The sequence below is a fragment of the Methanofollis sp. W23 genome (assembly GCF_017875325.1).
Classification (GTDB): domain Archaea; phylum Halobacteriota; class Methanomicrobia; order Methanomicrobiales; family Methanofollaceae; genus Methanofollis.
Genome location: NZ_JAGGMN010000001.1, coordinates 1,868,962 through 1,887,660, shown reverse-complemented (window position 1 = coordinate 1,887,660; position 18,699 = coordinate 1,868,962). Strand labels below are relative to the sequence as shown.

Genomic DNA, 18,699 nt, shown 5'->3' with positions numbered 1-18,699 from the left:
TACTCCAAGTAATATTAATCTGACTTGAACGCCATCTCTCTCCCAGGGATGCATGATGGCCGCCGACGAAAACGACCTGCGCGAGACGATCATCAAGACGCACCAGGACGTGCAATGGATCTGCCGGAGCCTTGCGCAGATGGAGAGGCACGACGCCGCGACCGAGGAGCGCCTGCGGGCCCTCGAAAACTGGCGGAGCGAGCGGGCCGGCGAGGAACGGCGCGAGCGGGGGGCCGCCGCCTGGGCCGGCGGGGTGGTGGGGGGGATCGTGGCGGTGATGCTGCGGGCGATGGGGTGGGGATGAGGCCCGTGCATATCGCCGGTGGAATTGGAGAGGGTTTACCATGACAATGATCCAGAAGATCCTCTTTTCACGTTAGGATGAGGGTTTGAACTCTTCATATCACGTAGGAGCCAATACGCAGAGGATAAAAAAATTCTTCTGATGGATCGGCCGCGTCCATCGTCGAGATTCCCCTGCCATCTCGCACCCCCCTGACTCCCACGGACCGGAGATAGGTGGGGGCGGCGAATGGAACACGATCCCCCCTGATTCTCCTCTCTTGAAAAGGGAGAGAGCACGTGACGAGAACGTTTCATCCCATATGCGTGGACCCCGGGGGTTCATGAGCAATTCTACCCCCCCAAAAATCAGACCTTTTCTCGAACAAGTGAGAACTCGTCCCTCTCGCGAGTGACGAGGGCGGAAGGAAGACTGCCACTGATGGTCGAGGGCATCCCAGAACTCTTCAGGCCCCCCCTTTCAAGAGATCGCGATGGAGGTGGAGAAAATATCCTCCTCTTTTCGTTGTGCACCCATGCCTTCATGCCTGCCCGCCCCCCCGGTGGAGGAGAGGGTTCAACGTTCCTCGAAGGAAGCGCTTCGGTTCGAGGAGATGGCCACCCCGGGAGCGTTTTTGGATATGCTCGATCCTGAAACGCCGATTGACCCCCCTCTCTCTCTTTTCGAACCCCCCTGGTGCGGGCGGCACATCTCACTTCACGATCATCACCGGGCAGGCGGCAAGCTGCGCCGTCTTCTGGCTCACACTCCCCATGACGACCCCCTGGAGGGCCCCAAGCCCCCGGCTCCCGATGACGACCAGGTCGGCCCCGACCTTCTCGGCGGTCGCGAGGATCTCGGCGGACGGGTCGCCCATCTCGACCTCCAGGGAGTAGGGGACACCCATCCCCTCGATGAGGTGGAGGACCGGGCCCGCGACCGTCCGGGCGTCCTCCTCGAGGAGGGCGTGGACATCGTAGTTCGCCTTCACGATCCTGGACTGGGCAGGCGGGGCGGCCACGTACACGACCGCGAGCACGGAACCGGGCAGGGCGGCGACCAGACCTGCGGCGGTCTCGGCCGCCCTGATGGCATTCTCCGAGCCGTCCACTGCAAGAAGAACCATATGAAACATAACAACCTCTGAACGCCGGGAGCGTCTCTCTGTGGGATAGAGAGCAACCCGCGGGCATAAAACCATACCGAGCTCGACCAGACCCGGATACGTTAAACCCCACGGAGGCGTATATATACTGCCATCTGCGACCCGGCCGCACCGCACCCTTCCCTGCCCCGCGCCGCCGCCGGCACCCGAGGACTGACCGTGAACCTGCCAATCACCCTGAATCTGCCCGCGCTTAAACAGGCCTGGGTCTCCAACCTCCGCGGCGACACCCTGGCCGGGATGACCGTGGCCCTGGCCCTCATCCCCGAGGCGATCGCCTTCTCGATCATCGCCGGCGTCGACCCGATGGTCGGGCTCTACGCCTCCTTCTGCATCGCCGTGGTCATCGCCTTCGCCGGCGGACGCCCTGGCATGATCTCGGCGGCCACCGGGTCGATGGCCCTGGTCATGGTCGTGCTGGTCCGCGACTACGGGCTCGAATATCTCCTCGCGGCGACCCTCCTCACCGGCGCGATCCAGGTCGTCCTCGGGCGCCTCAAGGTCGGGCGGTTCATCAGGTTCATCCCGTACTCGGTGGTGCTCGGGTTTGTCAACTCCCTGGCGATCCTCATCTTCCTGGCCCAGGTCCCGTTTCTCCTCGGCGGATCCCCGGCCGTCTACGTCATCGCGGCGGCGACCATCGCCACCATCGTCCTCCTCCCCCGCCTCACCACGGCCGTCCCGCCGGCGCTCGTCGCGATCGTCGCGGCGACGGCGGCGGCCATCGCCCTTGACCTCGACGTCCTCAGGGTCGGCGGCATGGGGACGATCACCCAGGCCCTCCCGGCCTTCCATCTCCCTGCCGTCCCGCTCACCCTCGAGACCCTGCTCATCATCCTCCCGTACTCGGCGACGCTCGTCATCGTCGGGATCATCGAGTCCCTCCTCACCGCCTCGATCCTCGACGAGATGACCGATACCGGGAGCGACAAGGACCGGGAGGTGCAGGGCCAGGGGCTTGCCAACTGTGTCGCCGGGGTCTTCGGCGGGATGGCCGGGTGCGCCATGATCGGGCAGTCGGTGATCAATATCAAGTCCGGGGGGTCGGGCCGGCTCTCCACCCTGGTCGCCGGGGTCTTCCTGATGGTGCTCATCATCGTCTTCGGCGACCTCGTCGCCCAGATCCCGATGGCCGCCCTGGTCGGGGTGATGGTCATGGTCGCGGTCGGCACCTTCGAGTGGCAGTCGATCCGCGATCTCCCCAAGATCCCGCGGGGGGACGCGGCGGTGATGCTCCTCACGGTCGCCATCGTGGTCGCCACCCACGACCTTGCGAAGGGCGTCATCGCCGGCGTGATCCTTGCCGCCCTCATCTTCGGCTGGAAGATCTCGGTCATCTCGGCGACGGCGGCCACGAGGGAGGACGGGGTGAAGGTCTACACCGTGAAGGGCCAGCTCTTCTTCGGGACGATGGCGGCATTCCTGGACCTCTTCGACTATGCCGGCGACCCCGAGCAGGTGCGGATCGACTTCTCGCACTCGCATATCTGGGACCAGTCAGGGGTCGAGGCGATCGCCCGCGTCGTCCACCGCTACCAGCAGCAGGGCAAATCGGTGTACGTCGTCGGGCTCAACCCTGAGAGCCAGGAGACGTTGGACCGCGGGTTTTCCTGAGGCACGACGAGAGGAGAGACGAGGGCGGCCAGGCGACGGTGTTTCCCTCTGGTGTCGTGTGCGGAAGGGGGAACAGAGGTCCACCCCCTCTGGAGACCCATGGTCATGTTAAAATCGCGTACGCGTGAACCGGGGGTAGGTGCACTCCAGAAAGATCTCAGGGCCATCTCTCTCCTCGTGCGCCGGCACCCGTCCTCGCGGCTCTCCCCCCGAACCATTTCGAAAGGTTCTCGTGGTCCCCGGCCCTCTCCTCATACATCTGAGAATTGTAGAGATGAATGGGAGATGGAGGTCAGATGTTTTCGTGGACGTGAATGCGAGCACCCGCACGAGCACCGGCAGCTCGCCGAGATCGTGGCCCTGCTCGAAGCCGCCGGAGGCGCGGCCGGAGGCGTGGGCGTGGGCGCGGTCGCGCTTCTCACCGGCGTCAGGGTCCCGCACGGCGAGATCGACTGCGCCGTCCTCACCAGGCGCGGGGTCGTCGTCCTCGAACTGAAGGCCTACACCGGCGAGATCTACGGCCAGGAGAACGGGACCTGGCAGGTGAAGACCGCAGACGGCACCCTCGTCCCCCTCCTGGCCGGGAACCTCATGGCCCAGCTGGAAAAAGAGCGCTACGCCCTCATCGCCGCCCTCGCCCCCCTGGTCCCCGAGTACATCAGGGACTTCGACGGCACCGAGGTCCTTGCCCGCAAGAGCCGCGCCGAGATCGTCGCCGCATGGGGCTATTTCGGGGGCGGCAGCACCTATCCGCCCGGGCAGGTGGACCCTGGCGCCTACCCCTGGTTCGATATCGTGACCCCCGAGACCCTGGTCCCCCGCCTCCGCGAGGTCGACGGCCCGCTCGCCCGTCTCCCCCGCTACCTCGACCCCGCGGTCCATGACCTCATGGCCGCCCTCGTCGACGCCCTCCACCTCGACGAGTACGAGTTTGCGACCGGCGAGGTCGTCGTCCCGGCGCCTCTTCTCCCTGCCGATACGCCCCCGGCAGTCCCTCCTGTCCCCGCCCCTCAAGGGCTGAACGAGTACCACCCGGCCTCGCGCCGCCACGCCCTCATCCTCCTCAAGGGGCAGCTTGCGATGATGGACGCCAACCTCGAGGACGAAGGGACCGAGGTCCCGCCAGGCCCGCAGCGGATCCGCGGGATCGCAGGTTCAGGCAAGACCCGCTTGCTCTGCCAGAAGGCGGCCTCCATGCACGTGCAGCACCCTGACTGGGAGATCGCCCTCGTCTTCCAGACCAGGGCACTGTATGCGATGATCGAAGAACGGGTACGCCGTTCGGTCGCGGGCTTCGGCGGGGTCTGGGACCGCACCAAACTCAGGGTCCTCCATGCCTGGGGGGGCACACGAAGAGAGGGGTTTTACAGTGTGGTGGCGATGGCCCACGGGATCATCCCTGAAAACGTCCGCTCGCTCAGGCAGAAACGGGTCGCCTACTCCCTCCCGCAGGAAGCCCTCGCCTACTGCTGCGCCGACCTCATGGACAGGACCGAGGTCGTCCCCCTCTTCGACGCCGTGCTCATCGACGAAGGCCAGGACCTCGTCGTCGACGACCCGGGCCTCCTCCACCAGGGACGCCAGCCTTTCTACGCCCTCGCCTATGCCGCCCTCAGACCGGTCGACGAGGCCCGCCCGGCTCTCAGGCGTCTCATCTGGGCCTACGACGAGTACCAGAACACCACGACGATGCGGATCCCGACCGCCCCCGCCCTCTTCGGGAACGACCCCGCCCTCAGGCGCTGCGTCTTTGGCACCTATCCCTCGGGGATCAAGAAGAGCGTGGTCATGCGCTCGTGCTGGCGGACGCCGGGCCCGGTGATCACCGCCGCCCACGCCCTCGGGATGGGACTCCTGTATAAAGGCGGGATGATCGCCGGGCCGCGGCGGCGGACCGAGTGGGAGGCCCTGGGCTACCAGGTCGAAGGGGCGTTCCGGTCGCAGCGCCAGGTGACCCTGAGCAGACCGCGGGAACATTCGGGCAACCCGATGCCGAGGATCTGGGACGGCCCGCTCCTCGAACTCAGGACCTTTGCGAGCAGACAGGAAGAACTTGCGTACGTGGCCGAGGCGATCAGGGCCGAGATCCAGGACGAGCACCTCGACCCCTCGGAGAGCATCCTGGTCGTCTCGATGCTCGACGAGGCGGCGCATATCAGAAAGATCGCCGAGGCGATCCACGACGCCGGGGTGAACGTCTACATCTCCTCGGCCCCGGCGATCAACACCTTCTCCTTTGCCGGGCACGAGGCCGACCCCGACCGGTTCAGGGCCGAGTACGCGGTCACGGTCACCGGGGTCAACCGGGCGAAAGGCAACGAGGCCGACCATGTCTACTGCGTGAGTCTCGACTATGTCGCCAGAAACGATGCGAGCGTCGCCCAGAGAAACCGCCTCTCGGTCGGGATGACGCGGACGCGAGCCTGGGTGACCCTGACCGGGACCGGGGACTATCCCCTGTACCGCGAGGTCGAGGCGGTGATCGCGGCCGGCGAAGCGGTCACCTTCACCTACCGCGACCGGGCCGAGCAGACCGGGACCGAAGACGAGGACGGGTCGGTCTCGTACCAGCAGGAGTTGACCTGAGTCTCCCCTCACCTGACGAGGTCGTAGAGGTCGTCGTAATGTTCCGGGCAGAAAGTCCCGTACTCAGGCGAGGGGATCGCGTCCAGTTCCACGACCGAGACCATGGTCTCGCCGCTCGGCACCCGTGCCCTCGCCCCCTTCCCCTGGACGGCGTCCAGCGCCCGCGAGGCATCGCGGCGTATCGCCGCCCCGCCAGTCTCCTTTGCCTCCTCAAGGACCTCCACCGAGCCCGGGGCAAGGGACCTGAGCACAGGGAGGACCGACTCGAAGTAGACCTGGTCGTCGTACCTGAAGAGTTGGATTGCCGGGGCGGTCACGACCTCTCCTATCTGGACCAGGAGACGGTTGACCTTCATCCTCAGGTCGGGGGAGGCGGCGGCGTCGAGACGCTGGAGGTGCAGGAGCGGGATGACCGCCCTGACCCCGAGGCTTGAGAGACGTGCGCCCGCCGCCTTCATGGCCGGGTCGTCGTCGGCACAGGTGAGCACGGTGCGGAGAAACTCGACCTTCTCCCCGAGGTCAGGGTCAGGGACCCCGGTCAGGACCCTCAGGCAGAGGGCCTGCTCGCGAAGGTCGCCCCCCTCGGCCCGCTCGTACAGGGGCTCGACACACTCCTCCCCGGTCGCCTGGAGACATATCGCCGCCGCCCGTTGGCGTTCTCGGTCAGGGGCGGCGATCAGGAGGTCGACGAGGTCGTCGATACCCGGCGGGGTGCTGTAGATCCCGAGAACCTCCCTGACCAGGATCTGATAGTCACGGCGGCTGTTGAAATCATACGGCACTGGATCGAAAATACGTGAAATATCGGATGGCATATACTCTTCCATTCTTCCAGGCCGATATATGTCTTTTTATTTTGATCAGAGGGGTATTCACTCATAGTTCGTACAGGCCCTCTCGCCACCACTTCCCACTTTCGCCCCGCCCACACGCCACACCCCTATATACCCCGGCGGCCACCCCTCCTCCATGACCTCATATCTTCGCGTCGCCGACGAGACGCTCTTTCGCGACCCCGACCTCTTCGAACCCGACCACCTCCCCGAGATCTTCAACCACCGCGACACCCAGATCGAGGAGCTCGCCTTCGCCCTCCGCCCCACCCTCCACGGCGCCCGCCCATTGAACACCATCCTCCAGGGCCCGCCCGGCACCGGCAAGACCACGGCGGTCCGCCTCCTCTTCGCCCAGGTGCGGGAGGCGACGACGCGGGTGGTCCCGGTGCTCGTCTCCTGCCGGACAGAACAGACGGCCTATGCAGTCTTTTCCAGGATCTATCTCGCCCTCTTCGGCCACCCGCCCCCTGCCCACGGGCTCTCCAGCCCGCAGGTCCTCAGCGGGATCGGGCACGCCCTGGCCCGCCGGGGCGAAGTCCTTGTCGTCTGTCTCGACGACGCCTCTTTTCTCGCCCCGCAGGGAGTGCTCAACGACGTCCTCCTCTCCATCCTCCGCCTCCACGAGTCATGCCCTGGCGCACGGACCGGGGTGGTGATGACCGACGCCTCGATGGACCCTGGGCTCGCCGCCACCGCCCTCACCCCCTCGGCCTGTTCGAGTCTCCAGGCCCGCACGATCTTCTTCCCCCCCTACACCGAGGAGGAGGTGCGGGGGATCCTTGCCGACCGCGTGCGGGTCGGGGTGTACCCCGGGGTGGTGGCGCCGGCGGTCCTCGACGTCGCGGCGGCGCAGACGGTGCGGCACGGCGACCTGCGGGCGGGGTTGCGTCTTGTGAAAGAGGCGGTGTATCGTGCCGAGCGTGCCGGACGCTCGGAGGTGGTGCCCGAAGACGTGACGGCGGCGGCCGGGCGCTCGGTACGTCTGGGGCTTGCCGGGGCGGTGGGGGGCCTCCTTGCCGCCGACCGGACGGTGCTCTCGGTGCTCGTCAGGATGGCGGCCGAGGGAGATGAGACGACCTCGGGACTGGTCTATAGGGCGGTCACGGCGCTCGTGCCGATGAGTTACTCGACCTTTTACGAACGGGTGCGCCGGCTTGAGGAGGCCGGACTGGTCTGGACGCGGCGGCGACAGAAGGGCCGGGGGTGGACGCGAGAGATCGTGGTCGCCGACGGGGTGGCCGAGGCATCTGTCAGGTCGCCCACACTGCCCATGCCGAGGGGGGTCGCTGAGCCCGAGAGGAGATAGCCTCCGGGCGCTCGGCACCATTATCGTCCACCCGGCCCGATGCATACCCAGATATCGTGCTCAGTCTCGAACTTGTCCTTGTCGGTATTGCGGTGCTCTTTCTCATCAGTATCATCGCCAACAAATTTGCAGAACGCCTCGGCGTCCCGGCCCTCCTCATCTTCCTTGCCGTCGGGATGCTCGCGGGCTCGGAAGGTCCTGGGGGGATCCCCTTCGACGACCCGGGGCTTGCGCAGACTGTCGGGATCGTCGCCCTCGCCTACATCCTCTTCTCTGGGGGGTTCGACACCAGGTGGGAGGAGGTCAGGCCTGTCCTCTGGCAGGGGATCGCCCTCTCGACCGTCGGCGTCGTCCTGACCGCCCTGCTCCTCGGCGGGTTTGCGGTCCTGGTCCTGGGGTTCCCGCCCCTGACCGCCCTCCTCCTCGGGGCGGTCGTCTCCTCCACCGATGCGGCGGCGGTCTTCTCGGTCCTGCGGATGGCGCGGGCGCGCCTGAAAGGGCACCTGCGGCCCTTGCTTGAGTTCGAGTCTGGGAGCAACGACCCCATGGCGGTCCTCCTGACCACCGGGGTCATCTCCTTGATCCTCACTCCCGGCGCCTCGATCTTCTCACTCGTCCCGATGTTTGTGCAGCAGATGGCGGTCGGGGGGCTCATGGGGTATGGCCTGGGGATGGTCGTCGTCTATCTTATCAACCGCCTGAAACTCGAATCTGAAGGACTGTACCCGGTGTTCACCTTCACGATGGTCCCGATGACCTATGGGCTGACCTCTCTCCTCGGGGGCAACGGGTTTATTGCGGTCTATATCGCCGGACTGGTCGTGGGCAACAACGACATTGTATACAAGAAGAGTCTGATCAGGTTCCATGACGGGATCGCCTGGCTCATGCAGATCCTGATGTTCCTTGCGCTGGGGCTCCTCGTCTTCCCTTCGGCGCTCATCGCGGCGGCGGTGCCGGGGATGCTCACCGCCCTCTTCCTGCTCCTGGTCGCCCGCCCGCTTGCGGTCATGGTCACCCTTCTCCCCTGGAAGATGCCGGTGCGCGAGAAGGCCCTGGTCTCCTGGGTCGGGCTGCGTGGAGCGGTGCCGATCATCCTTGCGACCTATCCTCTCGTGGCCGGGGTGCCTGGTGCGGAGACGATCTTCAACATGGTCTTCTTCATCGTCCTGGTCTCGGCGCTGGTGCATGGGACGTCGATCCCCTCGGTCGCAAGGTGGCTGGGGCTTGCGGCCCCGGTGGGGGGGACACACCGGCTCTCCCACGAGCTCGAGGCCGACCCCGACGCCCGGAGCGCTTTTCTCGACCTGGTCATCCCTTCCGGGGCGGCGTCGGTGGGCAGGCAGGTCGTCGACCTCGGGTTGCCGAAGGGGGCGCTCATCATCCTCATCCAGAAGGGTGCCGACCGGTTTGTCCCGAGCGGGGGCACGGTCATCGAGGCCGGCGACTCGCTCCTCCTCCTGACGACCGACGACCTTGCGGCGGCGGTCCGGGCGACTTTGCTCGATCCCGAGGAGGGAGGCGGTGGGGAGGGGCGGGCCGGTGTGCGCCGGGAGGTCGGCAAGGGGGCATGACGGGGGCGCCTCCTCAGTGGAAAAAAAATCTGTGATTTTTCGGCTCTGTAGAAGTTCTCTTGATTGGATCTCTTATGCGGGGGACTCGCCGCCCCCCGGCCCCTCCGCCCCACGATAGATAGGTCGAGGACGGCACTCCCTCTTCATGGATTTTGCATATGCCTTCCCGGCTCACTCTTCATCCCGGGGGTCCGGGCGGCACGCGCCCCCGGCGTGATTGTGTGGGAAGGCGATTGAGTCGCCCTTACACCGAGAGGAAGTGAGGGGCTCTACAAAGCCGGACGGTTATCTCTGGCAGGGGGCGTGCGGCCTCCCGGCCCCTCCGCACGAGGATAGGCAGAGGATGATCATTGATTGTGCCTTCCCGGCCCTCTTCTTCATCTGGGGTCAGGGGGAAACGAACGAGAGTGAGTTCAAGAAAATCTCTGATCTTTGAAGTGTGCGTGGAGTGAAGATAAGACGACGAAGTCTTTGAGTGCGGGGGTATGCGTTTCAAAAGATGAGTGGACGGCACCATGGACCCGACGCGGCCCAGGGACCTTCGGCTCCTGGTATTCTTATCAGAAGGGGTCATCCCCACACGCTCCTGCCCTCCTCCTCATCGATTGAGGCGATGGATGCCAATGAGGAGATCCCGGCTCTGTAGAATCGGGCATGAACCTTTGGTTCTGAGGTGCGCTACGGCGTGTGGGCGGGACCCCAATCCTCGCGACAGGACCTTTGAACGGTCTGGTTTCATCGCCGCCCCCTGGCTATCCTCGTCCGTGGGGGTCCGGGGGCAGCGCCCCCGGCGCGAGATTGCGGGAAAGTTTTCTATCCTCCGTGTATCGGTGAGACGTGTGTCACCCGCCTTCCTACCCCTTTGACCTGGGGCGCGTGCCGCCCGGACCCCCGGGATGGCGATGGGGACGGGAAGGTGGAGTTGAGATCAGGAAGACAGGACACACTCCTCCGCCACTCTTCATCGACGGGGGGGTCAGGGGGACGACTGGACAGAGTCGAGAAAATCGGCTCTGTAGAAACCCTCACCCAGTATGGGTACGACCGAGAGGAGGATAGGAGTGGGAAGGCAGGATGGACGGAGATAACAAGGGGACTGCAGTTCTCGACCTATCGTGTGAAGGAGTGTGAGCGGAGCGAACTTGAGAAGATCTCTGATCTTCGAGCAGTCGAGAAAGCCGGATGATTTCGAGTGGCACGCCCCCGCCAGAAAGAGACATCCTAAGGGTTTTCTACAGAACCGAAAATCTATGATTTTCGAGCCGTTGAGAAGACTCTGAGGTCTTCGAATGGCAAGTCCCTTGGTCGAGGATCGCGTGTAGAATTTCTGGAAGAGAGCACTTCGGTTCGAGGAGATCTTCAACCCCGGAGAGTTTCGGGATGCTCGAAGAGTGGCAGGCGGTCGATCTACATTGGATGCCCTTCATCAGATCGGGACGCTCTCTGATCTTCTGGATACAAAAAAAACCGACATTGGAGAGGTGAGGATTGGAGTATTGCCCCTCTCCAATTGCACCGGTGATGTCGGCATCCCGACGAAATGGCATTATCGGGCGGTGCATGGAACACCCATTGATTGATGGTTGCTCTGGAGATTTGAAAACGAAAATCGTACGTCTCTTCTCTGTCCGCACTTTTTGCGTTCGTGTCCCACCTCCTTCATGAGTGATATGCGGGGGCATCACGCCCCACAATTGACCACTTGTTTCTGTGTGCTATTATATATGTTGGGATATGGCGCCGGGGTGGGTCAGATCTCCGCTGTTTTTTCTTCTCGCGCTCTCCTCGTCAGGACGGCGCTCCTGCCTGGCACCGTCCTGATCGCGGTTGTCTCTCTGGTTCGTTTCCCTTTCTTCGTCGCGCGCGCTTTTTCCTCTCAGAACGGGCAGAAGAGGAGGGAGATGATCAGCGTGAGCACGATCCAGAGGGCGAAGAGGATCTTGAGGAGTATGCCGTGTTCGGCCCCGGCGAGAAGGCATACGATGAACATCAGCCCGAATATGAGAACAAGGTCCATGAGGTTTCATTCTTTTCTGGTTGGAAGGGGGTGCCGGTCGGGGCAAGGGACGGAGAGGGTTTTGATCTGTGTGAAGTTCTCGTGTTGGCGGCGATTTCGACATGGACTTGGTGATGCTGACATATTCCAGGCTTCAGTCTCTCCTGGGTTATCTCGTCAACTGCGACCATACCGCAGGGGTCGAGGGCATGACTCACTCTCTGGCTACAATCTCGTCCCGGATCTCTCCGAGGAGGAGCACGCCGATCATCAGGAGGAGCACACCTACGAGGCTCCCGACGATGAGGGTGATCCCCGCGGGGAGGACTCCCCCAAGGTCGAAGAAAGCCACGATGGCGACAATGCAGATCAAGACCACACTTGACGTCTTTTCATCGATCATGATTGGAGATGACTCGCACGGTAATATAAATTCATCGAGATGGTCGCCATAATCATCACCTCTGATGGTATCGAATTGAAAGATATGGCCCCTTCGCCCTCGCCCCTCTGCAATCTGCAACGAGTCCCTGCTCATCTCCATGCAGATAGCGGTGCAGACAGACACTGGCGGAGATGGGTTTCGGCATGGTCCTTGCATGCATCGAGGCGGTCAAAGGCACGGTGCGCGACACTCCGGGAGCGTCGATCATCGTAAATCTCTCTGGCGGGCCACGCGAGATCCTGGTCGCCCTCACCGTCGCGTCCGTAAGCCATGCGCCACTGATCGCTCAGTTCACCTCATATTCAGATGTGAGCCGGCACCTCTCTGCGATCGATCTCCCCTCCCTCACCTCGCCGCTCAGGGGCCGGGAGCTGGAGGTCCTCCAGGACATCCAGGACTTCGGCCCCACCTCGATCTCAGATATCGCACAACGTGTGCAGATCTCTGAAAGTTCAGCCTCGCGATATTGTGCGCGGTTGCTCTCGAACCGATTGATCGACCAGACTGCACAGGGGAAGAGCAAATGCGCACTGGTCAGGCCGTCTGCGAGGGTGGTCCTCTCGATCTGTCGGAAGCCCTGAGCCGGTCGGGGAGAGATGGGGGAGAGCACCCGCGCGAGGGTGTCTGCCTGGTCGTTGCATACAATCGCCGTCAGAGGGGCGCCGGTCAGGATCGGGTCCGCTCACCCCACCCCTCGCCCCGTGTTCCCCTCCCGCACCAGTCCGGCATAACACCGCTCGCAGAGCACCACATGCCCGTCGGCCGAGCGAAAGACCGCCCGGCCCTCGCCGCAGACACCGCATCGCCCCAGGTCGGTGCGCACCCGCGTGAACTCCCGGTGGTCCAGGACACCGGGGAGCAGGACAGGCGGGCGTGCACTGGTGCACCGGATTGCACCGGGGTGCACTCTGGTATTGTCGATGAACGGAGAGGATGTATGGCCGTGATTGTGGATCACCGACCTCTCGCCAGGTTTTTCCCCGTCACGTGCACCCGCACCCCGATCGCACACACCCATACCCTCAGACCCTGACCGATCAGAGGCGGGGTGTGTGCTCCCGATCTGGTGCAATCTAGTACTATGAGAGAGAGAGATCTCTCTCCTCTCTTTAGAATAGGTACTCTGGGGCCGTTCCTCCGTCTTCTTCTCCTGCACATCTGCGGTGCCATCCCGGTGCATCCTGGGTGCACATGTGCCATCGTCGTCATCGTCGCCGTCGTCTGGCAGGTCAGGGTCGAGCCAGACATATGCCCCCCCTGTCCACCGCCGGTAGGCCACGAGGTCGAAAGAGAACTGGTGCTCGCGCCTTCTGACCATGGAGCCGTCGACCTCCTCGGAGATGAGAGTGTCTGCGAACCCGACCGCCGGACACTTCTCCAGGAGCCCTGAGTAGGTCGAGCCGCCGTTGTTGTAGCCGTGGAGGATCCGGCGGGTCTGGTGATACGAGAGCCCGAGGGCGTCCTGGAGCATCCTGACCGTGAAGACGTCCCAGCCCATGGTGGCGACGGTCTCGAGGGCGGCCGACTCGTTCTTCGTCAGTTTGGTCTCCTGCCCCCCGGCCTCGCCGTTGATCGCGGCGTAGATCCGCGCCGCCGTCTCGAAGTCCTCGCGACTTGCCCGGATCCCGCCCTCGTAGGGCTCGCGCTGGAACCGGTGCAGCAATGCCGAGGCCTTGACGAGGTCGAAGAGGATGCCGGGGTTCCGGCGGTTGGCGGCCGAGGAGAACTGCACGGCCTCGGCGTACGGGATCGAGACGTGGAGGCGCTCCTCCTTGAGGACCTCCCAGACCGCCTGGCAGACGGCGAGGGCCGGGTCTTCGGCGTCCTCGTTCTCTGCCTCCTCGGCCTCCTTCTGTTTCCGGTGCCTGAGCACCCGCTCGTCCTGCTCGGTCGAGTCGTCGATCCAGGTGGTGAGCATGCGGTTCATCACCTGGTCGTCGCCTGAGTCCTCGACCTTGGCAAGCCACCAGACGCAGCGCTCTGGGATGCGGCAGACCTGGAGTTTGCGGTCGGTGGTGAGGGTCTGGTGCTCGATCCCTTCTCTGAAGTTGGCGGTGGCGGCCTTGAGCACCTCCTGGAGGTCGTCGGAGAGCGAGACGTCGTCGAAGAGGAAGACGGTCCCTGGCCGCAGGTCTGTTTTGTAGTAGAGCGCTTTGTCAGAGACGGTGCCTGCAAGACGATACGCCGCCGGGACCTGCTTGAGCATGGTGGTGCAGGCGTGGCTCTTGCCTTTGCCAGAGTTCCCTGAGACCGAGACGTGCAACCCACTCGTGTTCTCGACCGACTGCGAGGCCAGGGACATCACCAGGCACTCGGCGACGATGCGGTCGCCGACGTGCTCGCGGGCGAAGGTGTCGAGGAGGAAGCCGAGGGGGTCGCCCTCGGCGAGGACCGCCATCGCCTCCTCCCTGAGCGCCGGGTCGGGATCTGGTGCCGGCGGAGGAGGAGGAGGGGGTGGAGCCTCCTTCTTCCGCCTCCTTGTCTCGTACTTCCCGCGCAACTCAGGCCACCGCTGCGTCCCGCCGCCGCACGAGGCGTGGTGGCACCCGGCATGGATCGCGCCAGACGGGAACTGGACCGCGAAGGCCCCGTCATGGTGGGCGCTACTGAACGGGCAGTCCTCGAGGACGTAGAGCGTCCCGCCCTGCCAGGGTTTGGCGGTGCGGACGCCGATCCCGTGCTCGCGGAGCCAGGTGCCGAGGTCGAGGGGCTTCCCCCGCTTCGGTGCGGGCGGCGGTGTCGGGGCGTCGACCGGGAGGAGGGCGGCGACCTTCATGAGCACTTCATCGCCGACGACTTCAGGGTGCTCGGGCACGGCGAGGACCTGTGCCCGCCGGTGCGGGCGCTCGGTGGTGTGGTCGCCCTTGCGCGAGGTCGTGCCGTAGAGTTTCCAGATCCTGGCGGCATTGTAGTTCGCCGTGTCGACGGTGACGACCTCGTCCGAGAAGAGGGCGTCAAGGGTGACGAGCACGGCCTTCACCAGGGCGGTCGCCGCCTCGTCGTTGGCGAGGTCGATCCGATACAAAAGATGGGCGCCGTTGCCTGAGTCGGCCTTGATCGGATCGGAAAACCCCTGCCCCGCGAGCCAGCGAGCGATCACCCCGGCACGCTCCAGCGCCGCCTCGTGCTCATCCTCGGTCGAGGAGACCCCGCTCGGGCGCACCGGATCGAGGTCTATGGGGAGCCAGCGGCGGCGGACGATGTCGGCGTCGGCGGTGGTGGGGTCGCTCCTGGTCAACCGCATCTTCACGCGGTTTGCCCGCCTCGCGAGCAGGGCCGGGTCGACCTTGTTCAGGGTGACGTACGTCCCCTTCATCTCGGGATCGGCATCGAGCGCCGCGGCGGCGTTCGCCAACTTCGCAAAGTCGTCGAAGTAGCCGGAGTGCGTGAACCGGTCGGCAAGGGCACGGAGTTCCACGACGCCGCCCTCAGGGAAGAGGGCGGCGAGGGCCGAGGGGATCATGGACACCCCTCCGGGATCAGTGGGAAGAGCGGCGCCGAAGCCGCTTCCCCGCGGACAACCCGCTGCACGCTCACCAGCGGCACGATGAAGTGCCCGGCGACCGTGAAGACCGTCACCGCACGTTCAAACACGTTCATCGCCGCGTGCCCCACGATCATCACCTGCCCGCTCATGTCGCCGTCCGCCTCGCTCGTCACCTCGACCGTCGTCACCGGGACCGTGCGCCCTGAAGAGAGGAGGGGCCGCACGTCCTCGGCCGCGACCAGAAAATGCCGATCGCCAAGGAAGAGGTGGAGCCCGCCATCGGCGCCAGGACAGAGTCTCCCGTTCATACCGTTCATGCCTCCCCCCTCCGTGCCATCACCGTCACCGCGTAGGAATGCCTCCCACTCCGTCGCACATACACCTCGTCGAGCGCCCTGCCACGGCACCTGACCGCTGAAGCCACCACCGTCGGGATGAGGTGGAGCGGGATCAGATCGATCGTCTTTATATCCCTGGAGGCCAAGGATGAAGTGGCAGTCGTCGCAGATCCGGTGTTGGCGCACAGGTGGTCACGGGGGCTGCCGTCCGTTTTGTCCTGTGCGTGGTATATCGCAGTCATATCCTTCGAGCGGTTCTTCGTCCCCGAAAACTCCGGAGACCTTTGAGAATATTTTTCCATAGTTTTTCGTTCCTCCAGTGCGGACGCCGCCGTCTCGTGCACGCCGTCGCCGCACTGAGTAGAGCGAGGAAGCGGCCGGATAAAAAGACGAGGTGAATGGGGGCTGGAAGTCTGGAAGTCGAAGAGGGGAGCGGGAATTTCTTCATGAGAGGGGTGCGGGGGTCTCGTGCCGGGGGACTGCCGCCCCCGGACCCCTGACGTGGCGATTGGTCGGGGATCGCCGAAGGTGGATCTGAGGAGGGTCATCTGATATGGATCGGGTGCCCTGCGGTCTCTGAACAATCTTCATGAGAAGTGTGCGAGCATCTCGTGCCGGGGGACTGCCGCCCCCGGACCCCCGACGAATGGCGATTGGTCGCGGATGGCAGAGCAGTAGATCTGATGAGTATTCTCCAGTTTTGATCGGGGCGCTCGCCGTCTCCGTCAATCTTCATGATGGGGGGCTCAAGGGTCGCAAGGCCCCACGAACCCCGTCGAGGTGCGATTGGCCGGGCATCGCTGAAGTCGGATCTGAGGAGGGTCATCAATTCTGGATCGAGTGCCGGGGGACACCGCCCCCGGACCCCCGGCGGATGGCGATGGGTCGGGGATCGCTGAAGTCGGATCTGAGGAGGATCATCTATTCTGGATCGGGTGCCTGCCGTCTGCTTCAATCCTCATGAGAAGGGTTTGCCGTCATTCTCCCCATCGTGTGGCGGGGGGACCGGGGGGCGGCGAGCCCCCCGGCAGAAGGTTCGAGAGGGGGTTCAGGCTTCAGAGGGTTTTTGGATATGCTCATCACGAGACGTGTACGGCCGTCTCTCGCCGGGGGACTGCCGCCCCCGGACCCCGGCGGATGGCGATTGGTCGGGGATCGCTGAAGTTGGATCAGATGGGTGTCATCTGTTCTGGATCGAGCGTGTGCCGACCCCGACCAATCTTCATGAGACGTGTGCGAGCATCTCGTGCCGGGGGACGTGCCGCCCCCGGACCCCGGCGGATGGCGATTGGTCGGGGATCGCTGAAGTTGGATCAGATGAGGGTCACCTGATTTTGATCGGGGGCGTACCGTCTCCTGTCAATCTTCATGATGAGGGGCTCAAGGGACCGACAGGTCCCATGAACCCCATCGCGAGAAGAGGTCGCCCCCTCATTCCTCTCCGAAGAATAGAAACCTACTATATATATTATGAAATTCCAGATCCTCATAGACCCCCATGTCGTGCGGACTCACCGAAGAGACTCTCTTTATTCTGAATCTACTTTATAAACGGAGAAGCGTACGATCCGATAAAGGATATCACTCGGAAAAATTAAAAAAATTGTACATAAAAAAATTTCCAGGCCGCGATCATCTCTCATTCAAAAAAGCCCTGAAAATATTGCTGAACGAAGGATATATTACAAAAATCGCAAAAAAAGAAGACAAATATTACATTTCCACCATCACTATGGCGGTCGTGGCACTGGAAAACCATGGATATGCCGCGTCAAAGGGTCTGGAATACTGACCTTCGGAACAATGCACAAAATTTTTATCACCCCCGACAATAGTAGTGATCACCGCGTGTGATGCATCAGTCTGCATGGGTTCCACCAGGACTGAATGTGAAGATCATTCCCATCAAAAAATGTGATAACTATGATTCGTCCGTTTGAAGGGGTGTTTGGGAACACCTGTGAATTACGGCTTCTCGAATTCCTCTTACCACTTGAAGGCATGGAGTTCAACATCACTGAACTCTCAGAAGAAGCAGGCGTGAGCAGGAACACCGTCGGGAAGGTGGTCAGGAAGTTTGTCGAGTGGGGTATCCTTACCGCCAGCACCGCCCAGATCCCGAAATACTCGCTGAACCCGGCGTCGCCGATCGTCCGGTCACTTGATACCCTGAACAATTCGTTGATCGGCCGGATGCTTGGCGACGAGACCGTTCAGGAGATTCATGACTATGTTCGGGAACATGCGTCCGCCGTTGATTTCTCAGATATTGAGACCTCGACTGAAGAAGAGTGGAGGAACTTCCCTGTCAGGCCTGCGGCAGGGAACGGATGGGGTGCCGGGGACGGGTGGTGCGTTGGTGAACCCCACTCGCTCTCCCCTGCTCCCCCGTATGAAACCGCAGACGATTATGACAGAGGATTTCCCGGATATATCCAGTAGAAGATAGATACCCATGTCAAAAGATGATTTCTTCAGAAAAGAATTGGTCGTAGAACTGCGGCGGATAGAACTCATGATGAAAAAGGCGGAAACGGTAGAGAAGAAACTCTACTATTTTTCCGCCGCCTATGGGATCACCAGCCGGACGCTGAGATATTCTTTTGCGGAAGATTATCTTCTGGCCGACTTTGTTCTGAATACCAGTTATAACGGACTGATGGAACGGTTCAAACGCCTTCGTTCTGGAGACACCACGGTCGAACTCGAACCAGTTCATTTTGAACGTATCCAGGAAGGTCTGAAGATGCTTGCCGATGCATTTGAATCGGAAACTTCGGTTCTCGTCCCTCTGGAACGGATCCTGACGGCGATGTATGCAACGACTGGACCTGGAAATTATCTGCGTGAGAAAGGGCTGTTAAATCTTTAATTCGATTCTGTTGGAATGCTCTTCTCGGGTGAGAATGGAGGGGACCGACCTTATCCCCCCCCTCTCCTGAGACTGCAAAGGGCGGGGAGGTGCTCGCCTGCGGTCGTCATACCACAGGATACGGACCGCAACCCCCGGCGTGGCGAATGGTCGAGGGCCGCCGAAGTTGGATCTGGTGAGGCTCATCTATTCTGGAT

General features: G+C 63.0%; 16 protein-coding genes. 9 read left to right on the top strand and 7 right to left on the bottom strand.

Annotated elements, in window-relative coordinates; genetic code table 11:
* Nucleotides 1–55: 55 nt before the first annotated feature.
* Nucleotides 56–304, top strand: coding sequence for a hypothetical protein (locus J2129_RS08015; RefSeq protein ID WP_209630371.1), 249 nt, complete (start codon nucleotides 56–58; stop codon nucleotides 302–304).
* Between the two features lie 691 nt (nucleotides 305–995).
* Here J2129_RS08015 and J2129_RS08010 read toward each other — a convergent pair.
* Entirely contained in the window at nucleotides 996–1,409 is a 414-nt protein-coding gene (locus J2129_RS08010; protein ID WP_245320684.1) for a universal stress protein, read from the bottom strand.
* 204 nt (nucleotides 1,410–1,613) lie between these two features.
* Between J2129_RS08010 and J2129_RS08005 the strand changes: the two genes are divergently transcribed.
* Together J2129_RS08005 and J2129_RS08000 are read left to right on the top strand one after the other, a co-directional pair.
* Nucleotides 1,614–3,062, top strand: coding sequence for a SulP family inorganic anion transporter (locus J2129_RS08005; protein WP_348632339.1), 1,449 nt, complete (start codon nucleotides 1,614–1,616; stop codon nucleotides 3,060–3,062).
* A gap of 285 nt (nucleotides 3,063–3,347) precedes the next feature.
* Nucleotides 3,348–5,648, top strand: a complete 2,301-nt coding sequence (locus tag J2129_RS08000) for a nuclease-related domain-containing DEAD/DEAH box helicase (RefSeq protein ID WP_209630369.1) — start codon at nucleotides 3,348–3,350, stop codon at nucleotides 5,646–5,648.
* Between the two features lie 8 nt (nucleotides 5,649–5,656).
* Here the strand turns inward: J2129_RS08000 and J2129_RS07995 are convergent, their stop codons facing one another.
* Nucleotides 5,657–6,463 (bottom strand): hypothetical protein, encoded by an 807-nt coding sequence (locus J2129_RS07995; protein WP_209630368.1) that lies wholly within the window; start codon nucleotides 6,461–6,463, stop codon nucleotides 5,657–5,659.
* A 154-nt stretch (nucleotides 6,464–6,617) separates the two neighbouring features.
* Here J2129_RS07995 and J2129_RS07990 point away from each other — a divergent pair, with 154 nt between their 5' ends.
* The 3 genes from J2129_RS07990 (at nucleotide 6,618) to J2129_RS07980 (ending at nucleotide 10,550) form a co-directional block, all read left to right on the top strand.
* Complete coding sequence (locus J2129_RS07990) at nucleotides 6,618–7,790, top strand: AAA family ATPase (RefSeq protein WP_209630367.1); 1,173 nt, start codon at nucleotides 6,618–6,620, stop codon at nucleotides 7,788–7,790.
* A 56-nt stretch (nucleotides 7,791–7,846) separates the two neighbouring features.
* On the top strand, nucleotides 7,847–9,364 hold the full coding sequence (locus J2129_RS07985; protein WP_348632312.1) for a potassium/proton antiporter: 1,518 nt from the start codon (nucleotides 7,847–7,849) through the stop codon (nucleotides 9,362–9,364).
* A gap of 916 nt (nucleotides 9,365–10,280) precedes the next feature.
* Nucleotides 10,281–10,550 (top strand): hypothetical protein, encoded by a 270-nt coding sequence (locus J2129_RS07980; RefSeq protein ID WP_209630366.1) that lies wholly within the window; start codon nucleotides 10,281–10,283, stop codon nucleotides 10,548–10,550.
* A gap of 690 nt (nucleotides 10,551–11,240) precedes the next feature.
* Here J2129_RS07980 and J2129_RS07975 read toward each other — a convergent pair.
* Together J2129_RS07975 and J2129_RS07970 are read right to left on the bottom strand one after the other, a co-directional pair.
* On the bottom strand, nucleotides 11,241–11,381 hold the full coding sequence (locus J2129_RS07975) for a hypothetical protein (protein ID WP_209630365.1): 141 nt from the start codon (nucleotides 11,379–11,381) through the stop codon (nucleotides 11,241–11,243).
* A gap of 193 nt (nucleotides 11,382–11,574) precedes the next feature.
* Nucleotides 11,575–11,733, bottom strand: coding sequence for a hypothetical protein (locus tag J2129_RS07970; protein ID WP_209630364.1), 159 nt, complete (start codon nucleotides 11,731–11,733; stop codon nucleotides 11,575–11,577).
* Between the two features lie 215 nt (nucleotides 11,734–11,948).
* Here J2129_RS07970 and J2129_RS07965 point away from each other — a divergent pair, with 215 nt between their 5' ends.
* On the top strand, nucleotides 11,949–12,386 hold the full coding sequence (locus tag J2129_RS07965; protein ID WP_209630363.1) for a winged helix-turn-helix transcriptional regulator: 438 nt from the start codon (nucleotides 11,949–11,951) through the stop codon (nucleotides 12,384–12,386).
* Between the two features lie 101 nt (nucleotides 12,387–12,487).
* On the opposite strand, the gene J2129_RS07960 is transcribed toward J2129_RS07965, so the two are convergent.
* Genes J2129_RS07960 through J2129_RS07950 form a run of 3 tightly spaced genes read right to left on the bottom strand, consistent with a single transcriptional unit; the run spans nucleotide 12,488 to nucleotide 15,932 of the window.
* Nucleotides 12,488–15,268, bottom strand: coding sequence for a hypothetical protein (locus tag J2129_RS07960; protein ID WP_209630362.1), 2,781 nt, complete (start codon nucleotides 15,266–15,268; stop codon nucleotides 12,488–12,490).
* A complete protein-coding gene (locus tag J2129_RS07955; protein WP_209630361.1) occupies nucleotides 15,265–15,600 on the bottom strand; it encodes a hypothetical protein in 336 nt (111 codons plus the stop codon). The genes J2129_RS07960 and J2129_RS07955 overlap by 4 nt, the downstream gene beginning before the upstream one ends.
* Before the next feature lie 5 nt (nucleotides 15,601–15,605).
* Nucleotides 15,606–15,932 (bottom strand): hypothetical protein, encoded by a 327-nt coding sequence (locus J2129_RS07950; RefSeq protein WP_209630360.1) that lies wholly within the window; start codon nucleotides 15,930–15,932, stop codon nucleotides 15,606–15,608.
* A 1,621-nt stretch (nucleotides 15,933–17,553) separates the two neighbouring features.
* On the opposite strand from J2129_RS07950, the gene J2129_RS07945 reads away from it, so the two are divergent.
* Nucleotides 17,554–18,072 carry a winged helix-turn-helix domain-containing protein gene (locus tag J2129_RS07945; RefSeq protein WP_209630359.1) on the top strand — a complete coding sequence of 173 codons (519 nt, stop codon included), beginning with the start codon at nucleotides 17,554–17,556 and terminating at the stop codon, nucleotides 18,070–18,072.
* A 13-nt stretch (nucleotides 18,073–18,085) separates the two neighbouring features.
* Nucleotides 18,086–18,502: a hypothetical protein gene (locus J2129_RS07940; protein ID WP_209630358.1), complete on the top strand. Its 417-nt coding sequence runs from the start codon at nucleotides 18,086–18,088 to the stop codon at nucleotides 18,500–18,502.
* Nucleotides 18,503–18,699 lie beyond the last annotated feature (197 nt).